Source organism: Pseudoalteromonas phenolica (genome assembly GCF_044788725.1).
In the GTDB taxonomy this organism is placed as follows: domain Bacteria; phylum Pseudomonadota; class Gammaproteobacteria; order Enterobacterales; family Alteromonadaceae; genus Pseudoalteromonas; species Pseudoalteromonas phenolica_C.
Genome location: NZ_CP173161.1, coordinates 2,911,821 through 2,924,911 on the forward strand (window position 1 = coordinate 2,911,821; position 13,091 = coordinate 2,924,911).

The window sequence follows — 13,091 nt, forward strand, 5'->3', positions numbered from 1 at the left end:
AAAGTTATCTCAACTCGGCTGGCACCGCAAATACAATGCTTTCTTCGATACCTGGGTTTTCGACCACAGTTTTACCACCTAACTCTTTCAAGCGTGTGATAACTTGTTGAACAAGCACTTCAGGGGCTGATGCACCTGCAGTAACACCGACTGAGTTGATATTTTCAAACCAGCTAGCATCAACACAGCTTGCATCGTCAATTAAGTAAGCAGTTGTGCCCATCTTCTCAGCAAGCTCACGTAAACGATTCGAGTTTGAGCTGTTTTTAGCTCCCACTACCAATAGTACATCAGCTTTATCAGCAAGATCTCTCACGGCATCTTGACGGTTTTGTGTTGCATAACAAATGTCGTCTTTACGTGGGCCGTCAATCTCAGGGAATTTAGCTCGTAACGCATCAATCACATCTGCAGTGTCGTCAACTGATAAAGTTGTTTGGCTGCAGTAGAATAAGTTACTTGGATCTTTCACTTCAAGTGCTGCAACATCCTCAGGCGTTTCTACTAAGTAAATACCACCTTCTGGGTTGTCGTATTGACCCATTGTGCCTTCCACTTCAGGATGACCTTGGTGACCAATCAAAACACATTCAGTACCACGGCGGCTTGCGCGTGTTACTTCCATATGCACTTTAGTAACTAGAGGACAAGTAGCATCAAATACTTTTAATTCACGACGTTTTGCTTCAGCTCGTACAGCTTGTGATACACCGTGCGCACTGAAAATAACAATGCTGTCATCAGGTACTTGGTGTAGCTCTTCAACAAAAACAGCACCGCGATCTTTTAAGCCATTAACCACATACTTGTTATGTACGACTTCATGACGCACATAGATAGGTGGGTTAAAAATATCTAATGCACGCTCTACAATTGAGATAGCGCGATCAACACCCGCACAAAAACCACGAGGGTTAGCTAACAAAATATCCATTAGCCAGTTACCTCTAGAATATCAACTTCAAACGTCACTTTTTGACCAGCTAGAGGATGGTTAAAATCGATAGTCACAGAATCACCAGCCACTTCACGAACAAGGCCTGGTAGCTCAGTGCCATCTGGCTGAGTGAAAGCGATAATACTGCCCACTTCAGCTGGTGCATCAGGACCAAACTTACTGCGCTCAACATAATAGATGTTGTCTGGATTTGGCTGACCAAATGCATCTTCAGGTTCTAAATCAAAAGATTTACTCTCACCTGCTTTTAAGCCTAAAAGGCATTTTTCAAAGTTTTCAGTCAGGCTACCATCGCCCATGAACAACTTTGCAGGTTTGTTATGTACTTTTGTTGAATCAGCTGCCGATCCGTCTTCTAGCTTGATCGAAAAATGAAAAAGAACTTCTGATTTTTCGCCAATGACGTGTTCGCTCATGCTTTTTTCTCCTGAGAACCATCTGCACCTTCACCTGTGAAGGCATCTAAAAGAAGTAGACCCGCACCACATACAATTGCGATATCAGCCACATTGAATGCAGGGTAGTGCCAATCTTGATAATAAAAATGTAGAAAATCTACAACATAACCATGCACTAAACGGTCAACTAGGTTGCCAATCGCACCACCGATAACCATTGCGTAAGCGCCACATAACACCCAGTTTTTCGCAGGCAGCTTTTTCAGCCAATAAGTCAGTAATAAACTGATCACCACCGCAATGCTGCTGAAAAACCAGCGTTGCCAGCCCCCTGCATCGCTTAAAAAGCTAAATGCAGCGCCATAATTGTGCATGTAAGTGAAGTTAAAAATTGGCAAAATCTCTATCGATTCATAGAGCTTCATATTTGCCACGACTACAGCTTTGGTTATGTAGTCTACTGCAAAAAGCAGTAGACTCAGTACTAACCAAATTAAACCCGATTTTTGTTTAACTTCGGTCACTCGTTGCTCCTACGCAAACTGACGCTGTTCGCCGTCACCGTCAACGTTGCTCACACAACGACCACAGATCTCTTCATGGCCTTCGTGTGTACCTACATCTTCACAATAGTGCCAACAGCGGTCACATTTCTTCGCGTCCGTTGAAGCGACTTTAATGAATAAGCCGTCAATGTCTGAAGACTCTGCACCTTCAGGTTTCGCACTGACTACTTCAACATTTGCTTTTGACGTCAATAGTACGAAGCGTAACTCATCACCGATCTTATTCAGCGTCTCAGCTAAGTCACCACCAGTGTAAAGCGTCACTTCAGCTTGAAGCGTTGCACCAATAACTTCGTCTTTACGTGCTGCTTCTAATACCTTGTTAACTGCATCACGTACTTCAAGCACTTGCTGCCAGTAAGTATTATCAAGTTGACCTTCAGTCACATTAGCTAAGCCTTCGTACCACACATCAGTAAATACAAAGTCGCCACGTTCACCTGGTAACACATCCCAGATTTCTTGTGCTGTGAAGCTCATGATTGGTGCCATCCAACGCGTCATTGCTTCTGCAATGTGGTAAAGCGCAGATTGACAAGAACGACGAGCATGACTGTCAGCTTTAGCTGTGTATTGACGGTCTTTAATTACATCAAGGTAGAATGAACCTAGCTCACCTGTACAGAAGTTCATTAGCTTTTGCGTTACAACAAGCATTTGGTAGTTGTCGTAAGCACTGATGATTTCTTTTTGTAACTCAGCGGCACGTGCCACAATCCATCGATCTAGCTCTACCATATCTTCAACGGCAACTAAGTCAGTTGCTGGGTTGAAACCGCTTAAGTTTGCAAGTAAGTAACGGCTAGTGTTACGAATACGACGGTAACGATCAGCTGAACGCTTAAAGATTTCATCCGATACTGTCATTTCTGCCGTGTAATCTGTTGATGCAACCCATAGACGTAAAATGTCAGCACCTAACTTATTCATAACATTCTGTGGAGAAATAACGTTACCTAAAGACTTTGACATCTTGCGGCCGTTTTCATCTACAGTGAAACCATGAGTTAGTACTTGCTTATAAGGAGCATGACCGTTAATCGCTACCGAAGTCATCATAGAAGACATGAACCAACCACGGTGTTGGTCAGAACCTTCAAGGTATAAATCTGCAGGACCGGTTAACTCTTCACGCGCATCTACTACACAAGCGTGTGTTACACCTGAGTCGAACCATACGTCTAGCGTATCTTGCACTTTTACATACTGCTCGGCATCAGCACCGATTAAATCAGCTGCATCTAAGTCATACCAAGCTTGAATGCCTTTTTCTTCAACCAGTTTTGCAACGTCTTCGATTAGGTTTTCAGTATTTGGATGTAATGCACCTGTGTCTTTATCAACGAACAAAGAAATTGGCACACCCCAAGTACGCTGACGTGAAATACACCAGTCTGGGCGACCTTCTACCATGTTTGCAATACGGCTCTCGCCCCACTCAGGTAACCACTGCGTTTTTTCGATTTCACTTAGTGAATCTTTACGTAAGTCAGCTTGTTCCATGCTCACAAACCATTGTGGCGTCGCACGGAAGATGATTGGCGTTTTGTGGCGCCAGCAATGTGGGTAGCTGTGCTGAAGCGCATGGTGATGCATTAACGCGCCTTTTTCTGTTAGCACTTCAATCACGCTCGCATTGGCTTTAAATACGTGCTGACCTGCAAATAATTCAGTATCAGGCAGATAAACACCGTTTGCGCCAACTGGGTTTGCGACTTCTAGACCGTATGCCTGGCCTGCCACGAAGTCTTCTTGACCGTGACCAGGTGCGGTGTGAACAATACCCGTACCTGAGTCAGTTGTAACGTGCTCACCTAAAATTACTGGTACGTCAAAGTCATAGAATGGGTGCGCAACACGCAGATTATCTAACGCAGCACCTTTCACATAACCTAATACATGGAAGTGATTGAAACCGAAACGGTCCATACAATCTTTAACAAGCTCAGAGCCAAGGATTAAACGCTGTACTTTACCTTCGTCTTCAACTTGAACAAGGGCGTATTCTAGGTTTTCGTGAACAGCAACCGCACGGTTTGCAGGTAATGTCCAAGGCGTTGTAGTCCAGATAACTGTACCGACTGTGCCATTACCTTCATGACCTTCTGCTAAGCCAAATGCTGCCACAACCGCTTGTTGGTCAACAAAGTCAAAACGTACATCAATCGCCGGTGATTGCTTGTCTTGGTATTCAACTTCCGCTTCAGCTAGTGCCGAACCACAGTCTGTACACCAGTGAACAGGCTTAGCACCTTTGTGTAAGTGACCATTTTTAATGATGCGACCTAAAACACGGATAGCGTTTGCTTCGAAGTCGAAGTTCATTGTTAGGTAAGGCTTGTCCCAGTCACCAAATACACCTAAGCGTTTGAAGTCAGCCTTTTGACCTTCTACTTGCTTTTTAGCGTATGCACGGCATTTCTCTCTGAACTCTGCCGCTGAGACTTTAACACCTGGCTTACCTACTTTTTTCTCTACTTGTAGCTCGATAGGTAGACCGTGACAGTCCCAACCAGGTACATAAGGCGCATCAAAATCAGAAAGCGTTTTAGACTTAATAATAATGTCTTTTAAAATCTTATTAACTGAGTGACCTAAGTGAATATCGCCATTTGCGTATGGAGGACCATCATGCAAAATAAATGGCTTCTTACCTTTTTTCGCGTTACGAATTTGGCCGTAAAGGTCAGCTTCGTACCAAGCTTTCAGCATTTTTGGTTCGCGTTGCGCAAGATTACCGCGCATTGGAAACTCAGTTTCCGGTAGGTTCAAAGTATGTTTGTAGTCGCTCATTTATCCTAGTTTCCGTATCGGCTACTTAATAGTAAAACATTGTTGTGCGTCAGCCACATCACTTGCTATTTGCTCAGTCAACTGGGCCAATGTCTCGAATTTTTTTTCATCTCGGAGCTTTTTAACCAGCTCCACTTTCAGAAAACGTCCGTAAACATTTTCATCAAAATCAAATATATGCACTTCTAATAGTGCTTTCGTGCCATTTAACGTTGGCTTTGTGCCTATGTTTGCCACCCCGCTCAATACGCGGTTATCTAAATAGACTTTAACAGCAAACACACCTTGTACAGGGATCACTTGGCGTTTTAGTGCAATATTCGCGGTTCTAAAGCCAAGCTCTCGGCCTTTTTTCCAGCCATGGATCACACGACCTGAAATCGCATAAGTATGACCTAGCATCTGATGCGCAGAGTCTAAATCGCCTTGCGCAAGTGCCGCTCTGATTAAAGTACTACTTACACGGCAATCATCACGGCGTAAGCTAGCAGTGCTTTTAACATGCATATTTAATTCAGCGCCAATTGCGCTCAGCATGTTAAAATCACCTTGGCGGTTTTTGCCAAACTTAAAGTCATCACCCACTGTGAGTGCTTTTACGCCTAGCTTTTTGATTAACACGTTTCGAACAAACTGTTCGGCATCCATTGCAGCAAACTCTTTATCAAACTTTACGCAGATCACTCTGTCGATGCCGAGTTTATCTAGTAGAGCAAGTTTATCTCTTAGGCGTGTTAAGCGTGCCGGCGCTTTGTCTTTGGCAAAAAACTCTTGCGGTTGCGGCTCAAACAGCATCACGGTACTGGGTAATCCATACTGTTCAGCATCCTGCATTAAGCCTTTTAAAACAGCAACATGACCTAGATGCACACCATCAAAATTACCTATCGTCAGCACACATCCTGCGTGTTCTGCTCTAATATTATGGATGCCTCTAATTAATTGCATGAAATAAAAGCCTTCACCACCAATTTATTCAAAGTGCCAGATTATACCCAAGTTGCTTGAAAATGCGAATAATCAGATAGCCTTAACCTGAGGCTCTCACTATGCCTTAGGTTAAGTATTAAGCCGAGGCTTCTTTAATGGTCTTCAATCGTACCCCAAACGCAAAAAGGGCACCGAAGTAACTTATCATAGCCACCGCCAATAAAGCGCAAAGTAATGTGATTTGCTCAATCAAGCTCCAGCTTTGCCATGTGTATTGCAGAGCAATAAAATAAACCAGCACAGCCATCAGTGTTGCGCTCATAATACATTTCAATGCAAACCATAGGCTAAAAGAAGAGAACTGATACACACCTTGCTGGTTTAGCTTTCTATAAAGTAAAAACGCATTACAACTTGCAGATAAAGAAGTTGCTAAAGCTAACCCCAAATAGCCAATGAATGGGGCAAGCATGATGTTAAACACCATGTTCAAAACAAGCGTGATAATACCGATCTTGACCGGCGTTTTAGTATCTTGTCGGGCATAAAAACCTGGTGCTAATACTTTAATCAACATGAAACTGACTAAGCCAACCGAATAGGCGGCAACGCCCATGCTCACTGCTTTAACGTGATCGACTTCACCTTCGGAGAAAGCTCCATGATCAAATAACACAGAGATAATAAGTGGGCTAATTACCATCAACCCCGCCATAGCCGGAAAACCTAAAAACAAAACAAAACGTACGCCCCAGTCTAATGTACTCTGAAAATCTTCTGACTTTTCGGTGGCATGTAGTTTTGACAGTGCCGGTAAAATAACTGTAGCAATACCAATACCAAACAAACCTAATGGGAACTCAATCAGCCTGTCTGAGTAATACAGCCAAGCAATAGAGCCCGTCACTAACAGCGAAGCTATGATGGTATCTAACAGTAAATTAATTTGCGAAATAGAAACACCGAACATCGCGGGTAACATTAACTTGCGTACTTTTGTAACCTCAGGAGAGCGCCAAGCAAACACTGGCCTATTCACCATACCGATACGCAAAAGAAAAGGTATTTGAAATAAGAGCTGTGCTACGCCACCAACAAATACCCCAATAGCCAATGCATAAGCACTTACATCGAAGGCATCATGTAATAAAATCGCGCAGCTAATTATAGAGATGTTTAATAAAACAGGCGTAAAAGCCGCTGCCGCAAAACGATTGTAAACATTTAGCACAGCACCGCTCAGTGCAACCAAGCTGACAAAAAATAAATATGGAAAAGTAAATTTTAATAAACCACTGGCTAATTCAAACTTTCCTGCATTTTCGCCTCCTTGCCACCAGTCAATAAACCAGCCTGTACCAAATAACGCTGCAATGACGGGTGAGCCAATCACACCGAGGATAGTAACTATCAGTAAAATGGTTCCCAAGGTGCCCGCGGCTTGGGCAACAAACAATCTGACTTTGTCGTCACCATGTTTTTCTTTTATTTCTGATAACACAGGCACAAATGCTTGAGCAAATGCACCTTCAGCAAATAATCGTCTTAAAAAGTTTGGAATGCGGTTCGCAAATAAAAACACATCAGCAGCAAGCCCCGCACCAAGTAAATTTGCAACAACAGCATCCCTAACTAGTCCCATCACGCGTGAAATCATCGTCATGGCACTGACTATCATGCCTGATTTAAATAACCCTTTTGCCACAAATTTACTCCCATGAACATATAACTGGCAGATTATGCCACAGACTTATACTGTCCTTGAACGCCAACCTACGACTATTTGTAAATATCTTTCGTTTAATACTAGGTGTCGAGATATAGATTTGATACAATCGCTCGCAACAATCACAAAACCATGAGGTGTTATGGTTTTGTTGATTCTGAGCCTGTTGCAACTAGCGCTATGCAACTTAAAACCATGGTTTTAGTACATTCAGGCCAATATGACCCAAATGGAAAAGGCTGGGTGGTCATTTTTTATTGACTTTTGAGAATAAAACAGGCATATTCCTCGGCCTTTAAATTAAGCTTATTTTAAGATTGTTAGGAGCAAACCTTGGCTAACATCAAGTCTGCAAAAAAACGCGCTATTACTAGCGAAAAGCGTCGTAAGCACAACGCAAGTCGTCGTTCTATGATGCGTACTCTATTCAAGAAAACTGTAGCTGCTATTGAAGCTGGCGACAAAGAAGCTGCAACTGTAGCTTTCGCTGCTGTAACTCCAGTTTTAGACCGTTACGCAACTAAAGGTCTTATCCACAAAAACAAAGCTGCTCGTCATAAGAGCCGTTTAGCTGCTAAAATCAAAGCACTATAATTTGTTTTTGAATGAAAAAACCGACTGTTAAGTCGGTTTTTTTTTGCCTTTAAGAAAGGAAGAAAAGAAGCTTTTCTTAATAAAGCTCCAATTCTGGATAAAACTTTTTCAACATCGCTGCAATCTTCTTAGGTGAAAACGGTTTAACCACAAACCCTTTTGCCCCTCTTTCAATCGCATCTTTAACGTTATCAACAGTTGAATGAGCAGATACCATCACAACATTAATATTTTCGTTAATTTTATTAATCTCAGCGATCAGCTCTTTGCCGTCACCGTCAGGTAATTCGATATCTAAAAACACAATATCGAAATGTTGCTCTTCGCATGCGGTAATACATTGTGTCGCAGTAGAGGCTTCTCTCACATGGTCTATGCCCAAGTGCATCAATGTTTGATGTAAGAAACTACGAACTGTACCCACGTCGTCCACTATTAGTATTGAGATCTGTTGATCCATAATCATCCTTTCCATATGCTGCCGAATAAATTTAGGCTATGATTAAATCATAGAATCATTATAGAGACATGCAAATAAAAGGCTACAAAACGAATGTCTAATCAATCAAAAAAGCAATCTTTACTAGGTCAAGCAAAACCACAACAAAAAAAGCGACAAAGTAATCAAAAGAAAAACCGCCTTTCTCCACAACAACAAAGAGCCGCACTAGCACAAACGCAGCCCACCCAAGTAAAAGATTCCCCTAAACAAAAAGGCATCAAACGCTGGGTTGTATTAGGTATAGTTGCATTACTATTTATCATCTTTCCTAAGCCACAATTAATTACCTATGAAAAACTAGGGGTTGTAGCTACCAGTGTCTATTGGTCAGCTCTGCCTGGCCTTGAACCTGTAATTTTTGATTCAGCTCTTCACCCAAGACCTGCATTAGATAAGAATACTCTCTATTTATGTATTAATAAGCTCGACCCAGACACCTGCCAGAAGTATCAAATAATTAAAAAAGAAGGTTTCTTTAGTGCCCTAAAGGCGCTTATTTCGAATTAAAAAAACTAATCTGAAAATTACAAAAATACTCGTTTGAAGCATGGTCAAACTAACACCATAATGGCGCTCCTTTAACCAACCACAGGAACCCAAACAGACCATGCCAAACGAGCTCGACTTGTTGTTAAACATTGTGCTTCTACTTTTAGGTGCTGGAGCCTTTTTTATCAACCACTTAACTACTTTACGCGTTGCCGCATTGGCCGCTTGTAGCTTGTTATTTTTATCGTTTAGTTTTGATCTGATGAGTACCAGTGTGGTGTCTAATTTAAGTCTAATTATGATTAATACATTTTATCTATTTAAAGTGTATACATTCGGACAACTTAAATTAAGTCATACCGACTAACATATTTTTAACCTAGTCTTTTAACTCTCTTTGTAGCCAACTCTTTAAGGCTAGGCTAGAATCATCGCCATATCTTCAATGCTACAGCTGAGGTGACGTATGGCGATGACAGATGAAGAATTGTTTATGGCTTCAATGGGTGATGTCACCCCACTTGCTAAAAACAATCAAATAGAGCTTCAAAAGAAAAAAAACGCCCCAACTCTAAGTCAACTTGAAAAGCGCAAAGCCGCTGAACAAGAATTAGAGTTTGATGCAAATTACCTCTCCACCGAGTATGTAGACTTACTTGTTCCACATGATTTATTAAGCTTTAAGAAAAGTGGTGTGCAACATGGTGTGTTTAAAAATCTACGCTTAGGCAAATATCAAATCGACGCCACATTAGACTTACATGGCAAAACATTTCGTGAAGCCAGAAAAACACTCTTTGATTTTATTACTGATTGTCAGCAAAGAAGTATCCGTGTCTTGCTGATAAGACATGGCATTGGCTTAAATAGCAAACCGCACCCAGCCATTTTAAAAAGCTATGCTAATAAGTGGTTACAAGAAATGCCGATCGTTTTAGCGTTTCACAGCGCTCTGAAATGCCATGGAGGTTCTGGCTCAACCTATGTGCTGTTAACTAAAAGTGATGAGAAAAAGCTGGAGAATCGAGAGCAACACGCTAAGCGTTGATCTCTTCATGAGCGACACAGTTACCATACTCTGGTAGCTCTGTCGCCTTCGCCTGAGTAAACCATGCCGAAATTGCCAAAAGAATAACTGAGATAAAAACGAAAGAAAATTTTACTCCACCTTGGCTGTCACGCATTGTATTACCCTGTTTATTATTATTTTTTTATCTAAACTACTGAAAGTATAAAATTCACACAAGGTGTTTTTTTATACAGTAAGTGAAAGGCATGAGACAATAAATCAGCTCAATACTTTCCAATACTTATTTCCTACCTTTAATACCCTTTTTGTTTGCACACCAAATTACTTAATTGTGTGTTTGCTTGTTGTGCTTTTACATTATCCGCAATTTGTTCACAAACCGTTTTGAGCTGAGTCAAAGCCGCACAATGTGGTGTTATGGTTATTTTAGGGTGAGACCAAAATGCATGTGATTTAGGTAGTGGCTCTTTGATAAATACATCTAATACTGCTGCTGCAAGTTCGTCTTGATCAAGCGCTGTTAATAAATCTGATTCATTTAAATGTTTGCCTCTTGCAACATTAATTAGCAAGCAATGATCTGGTAACTGCTTAAACATATCTAAGTTCAAAATCTCTTCTGTCTGTGGCGTTAGAGGTAATAAACACACCAATACATCAAGTTCTTTAAGAAAATCAGGTAGCTGAGCGTCACCGTGAAAGTGGGTAATATGCGCTAATTGCTTTTCAGAGCGAGACCAACCGCTGACTTTAAAGTTATTGTTAACCAGCTTGTTTGCAACACTTACCCCTAGCTCTCCCATACCTAAAATGCCTATATGCTGAGTCGCATGTGCTCGTTTTGGCTTCCAATGCCCTTGTTGCTGTTTTATTAGGTACTCTTTAATACGGAGCTTGTGCGCCAACGTATGCGCTAAGACATACTCAGCCATGTCTTCTGCCAGTTGTGTATCTACAATCCGAGTGACTTGAACATGTTCAGGAATAAGACTTAAGTCAATTGCATCCACCCCCGCACCATAACTCTGTACCACTTGCAAATTAGGGAGTTGTGCCCAAAGCGTTTCAGGTGCTTTCCAAGCCAATACAAATTCGATTTCTGCTAAGTTTTCGCAGTGGGGCCACTCATATATTTTAATATTGGGTAACTGTGCGCTGAGTTCAGCGATGAGTTTGTCGTTATTACGACCTGTGACATAGACTAAAACTGACATTTGGTATTCCTAATAAAGCAACTTGTTGATAATCATATTGGTCATGTAATTAAGACTCAAGCGAGGGTTTCATTTAAACCATAAAACAATGTCGGCTGTCATAAAAGCACCGTAAATCTGCAACAGCCTTGTCACACAGTGTTTTTAATCTACAAAAAACACTTAGAGTTGAGATTTACTATGATCAGTGTCGATAAGGTTATCGAGGCAAATTTACCCCAACTAGAAAAGTCCCCAAAAGTAAAAGGACTAGTAAAAAAAGGCTTGGGTTATTTACTTCATGAGCAGGAATTTGTGGCATTTGCTGATACCTACCCGCACTTACAAGGATTAGAGTTTGTCGAGCAAGTATTAGACGAACTGGAGTTTGATGCCCGTTATACCACCAAGCAGCTTGAGCATATACCCAGCGAAGGCTCAGTTGTGATAGTCGCAAATCACCCTATCGGCTCTTTAGATGCACTCGCACTAGTAAAACTTATCAGCAAGGTAAGAGGCGATTTAAAAGTGGTTGCGAATCGAATGCTAATGTCGCTAACACCGATGCATTCTCTATTGCTCCCTGTTGATAATTTATCTGGTACAAGCCGCAAACAAGAGCTTAGCAACATTCATAAACACCTCAAACAAGGTGGCGCTTTACTGATCTTTCCTGCTGGTGAAGTCTCTCGATTAAGCCCTACAGGTGTGAAAGATTGTAAGTGGAATACTGGCTTTTTAAGAATGGCAAAACGTGCTAACTGCCCTATTTTGCCTATTCACATCAAAGCCAAAAATAGCCCTTTATTTTATGGTACTTCCATGATCTACAAGCCTCTAGCCAGCCTGCTATTGGTAAAAGAAATGTTTAAGCAGCGTCAAAAGTTTTTAGAGTTCGAAATCGGTGCATGCATACCGCCTGAGTCTTATCTGCACAATAATGTCAAAGACAAAGAGATGGTGGCGCTCATTCGTAAACAGCTATATCGCATTGGTACTAAAAAGTCGCTGCCACTCACCACACAAACACCAGTTGCACCTCCAGAGTGTAAAAAAGCCTTGAAGAGTGCCCTTGAAGCCTGTGAGCGGATTGGCGAAACGCAAGATGGTATGCAAATTTATCTTTATCATTACACGGGTAGCTCGGTCATTTTTAGAGAGTTAGGTCGATTACGTGAACATGCATTTAGAGCTGTCGGTGAAGGCACCGGCAAACGCAGAGACATAGATAAATATGACATGCATTACACCCACCTTATTCTATGGGACCCAAATCAACTTGAGCTAGTCGGTGCCTATCGGCTTGCCAGTGCTAAAAAGGTACTTGAACAACAAGGTCGTGAAGGTTTATACACCGACACCTTAGTCGATTATAGTGACAAAATGCAGCCATACTTTGAGCACGGATTAGAGCTTGGCCGCAGCTTTGTGCAACCTAAATACTGGGGACGTAAAAGCCTAGATTACCTTTGGTATGGCATAGGTGCATTTGTAAAACGTTACCCTGAGCACCGTTATTTATTTGGTGCTGTGAGCCTATCGAACGCCTTGCCTGAAGAAGCCAAAGCCATGTTGGTGTATCACTACCAGCACTATTTTGGTCATTTACCTGAACATGCTATTGCCAAACACAAATATCGCTTAGATAGCGCTCAGCAAGAAAATTATAAAAAGCTATTTTTAGGTAATAATATCAAAGAAGATTTCAGCGAGCTTAAGCACATCCTCGCCAATATGAATGCCCAAGTACCGACGTTATTTAAACAATATACCGAATTGTGCGAAGACGGCGGCGTGAACTTCCTGTGTTTTAGCGTCGACCCCGACTTTAGTAATTGTATTGACGGGCTCGTGTTGGTTGATTTAGAGAAAATAAAACCTCAAAAAGCCAAACGTTATTTAGGTGAGTAGC

The 13,091-nt window shown here is 41.6% G+C and carries 14 protein-coding genes; 5 read left to right on the top strand and 9 right to left on the bottom strand.

Features of this window, described 5'->3' with window-relative positions; genetic code table 11:
• Nucleotides 1–4: 4 nt before the first annotated feature.
• From ispH to murJ, 6 genes are all read right to left on the bottom strand, one after another.
• Entirely contained in the window at nucleotides 5–934 is a 930-nt protein-coding gene (gene ispH / locus ACH784_RS13250) for a 4-hydroxy-3-methylbut-2-enyl diphosphate reductase (protein ID WP_349287522.1), read from the bottom strand.
• Nucleotides 934–1,374: an FKBP-type peptidyl-prolyl cis-trans isomerase gene (gene fkpB, locus ACH784_RS13255; protein ID WP_138483742.1), complete on the bottom strand. Its 441-nt coding sequence runs from the start codon at nucleotides 1,372–1,374 to the stop codon at nucleotides 934–936. The genes ispH and fkpB overlap by 1 nt, the downstream gene beginning before the upstream one ends.
• The gene (lspA, locus tag ACH784_RS13260) at nucleotides 1,371–1,880 is read right to left on the bottom strand and encodes a signal peptidase II (protein ID WP_404390925.1); all 510 of its coding nucleotides are present in this window, start codon (nucleotides 1,878–1,880) and stop codon (nucleotides 1,371–1,373) included. The genes fkpB and lspA overlap by 4 nt, the downstream gene beginning before the upstream one ends.
• Before the next feature lie 9 nt (nucleotides 1,881–1,889).
• Nucleotides 1,890–4,715, bottom strand: a complete 2,826-nt coding sequence (ileS, locus tag ACH784_RS13265; protein ID WP_404390927.1) for an isoleucine--tRNA ligase — start codon at nucleotides 4,713–4,715, stop codon at nucleotides 1,890–1,892.
• A 21-nt stretch (nucleotides 4,716–4,736) separates the two neighbouring features.
• Complete coding sequence (ribF, locus tag ACH784_RS13270) at nucleotides 4,737–5,663, bottom strand: bifunctional riboflavin kinase/FAD synthetase (RefSeq protein ID WP_404390929.1); 927 nt, start codon at nucleotides 5,661–5,663, stop codon at nucleotides 4,737–4,739.
• A 118-nt stretch (nucleotides 5,664–5,781) separates the two neighbouring features.
• On the bottom strand, nucleotides 5,782–7,350 hold the full coding sequence (gene murJ / locus ACH784_RS13275) for a murein biosynthesis integral membrane protein MurJ (protein ID WP_404390931.1): 1,569 nt from the start codon (nucleotides 7,348–7,350) through the stop codon (nucleotides 5,782–5,784).
• A 354-nt stretch (nucleotides 7,351–7,704) separates the two neighbouring features.
• On the opposite strand from murJ, the gene rpsT reads away from it, so the two are divergent.
• On the top strand, nucleotides 7,705–7,965 hold the full coding sequence (gene rpsT / locus ACH784_RS13280; RefSeq protein ID WP_058029114.1) for a 30S ribosomal protein S20: 261 nt from the start codon (nucleotides 7,705–7,707) through the stop codon (nucleotides 7,963–7,965).
• Nucleotides 7,966–8,041: 76 nt separating this feature from the next.
• On the opposite strand, the gene ACH784_RS13285 is transcribed toward rpsT, so the two are convergent.
• Complete coding sequence (locus ACH784_RS13285) at nucleotides 8,042–8,425, bottom strand: response regulator (RefSeq protein WP_058029113.1); 384 nt, start codon at nucleotides 8,423–8,425, stop codon at nucleotides 8,042–8,044.
• A 93-nt stretch (nucleotides 8,426–8,518) separates the two neighbouring features.
• On the opposite strand from ACH784_RS13285, the gene ACH784_RS13290 reads away from it, so the two are divergent.
• The 3 genes from ACH784_RS13290 (at nucleotide 8,519) to smrA (ending at nucleotide 10,004) form a co-directional block, all read left to right on the top strand.
• Complete coding sequence (locus ACH784_RS13290) at nucleotides 8,519–8,974, top strand: hypothetical protein (protein WP_404390934.1); 456 nt, start codon at nucleotides 8,519–8,521, stop codon at nucleotides 8,972–8,974.
• A 100-nt stretch (nucleotides 8,975–9,074) separates the two neighbouring features.
• Nucleotides 9,075–9,323: a hypothetical protein gene (locus ACH784_RS13295; RefSeq protein WP_058029111.1), complete on the top strand. Its 249-nt coding sequence runs from the start codon at nucleotides 9,075–9,077 to the stop codon at nucleotides 9,321–9,323.
• Between the two features lie 99 nt (nucleotides 9,324–9,422).
• Nucleotides 9,423–10,004: a DNA endonuclease SmrA gene (gene smrA / locus ACH784_RS13300; protein WP_404390936.1), complete on the top strand. Its 582-nt coding sequence runs from the start codon at nucleotides 9,423–9,425 to the stop codon at nucleotides 10,002–10,004.
• On the opposite strand, the gene ACH784_RS13305 is transcribed toward smrA, so the two are convergent.
• Together ACH784_RS13305 and ACH784_RS13310 are read right to left on the bottom strand one after the other, a co-directional pair.
• The gene (locus ACH784_RS13305; RefSeq protein ID WP_171041687.1) at nucleotides 9,994–10,140 is read right to left on the bottom strand and encodes a hypothetical protein; all 147 of its coding nucleotides are present in this window, start codon (nucleotides 10,138–10,140) and stop codon (nucleotides 9,994–9,996) included. The genes smrA and ACH784_RS13305 overlap by 11 nt on opposite strands.
• Nucleotides 10,141–10,279: 139 nt before the next feature.
• Complete coding sequence (locus ACH784_RS13310; RefSeq protein WP_404390938.1) at nucleotides 10,280–11,200, bottom strand: 2-hydroxyacid dehydrogenase; 921 nt, start codon at nucleotides 11,198–11,200, stop codon at nucleotides 10,280–10,282.
• Between the two features lie 180 nt (nucleotides 11,201–11,380).
• Here ACH784_RS13310 and ACH784_RS13315 point away from each other — a divergent pair, with 180 nt between their 5' ends.
• The gene (locus ACH784_RS13315) at nucleotides 11,381–13,090 is read left to right on the top strand and encodes a lysophospholipid acyltransferase family protein (protein ID WP_404390940.1); all 1,710 of its coding nucleotides are present in this window, start codon (nucleotides 11,381–11,383) and stop codon (nucleotides 13,088–13,090) included.
• Nucleotide 13,091 lies beyond the last annotated feature (1 nt).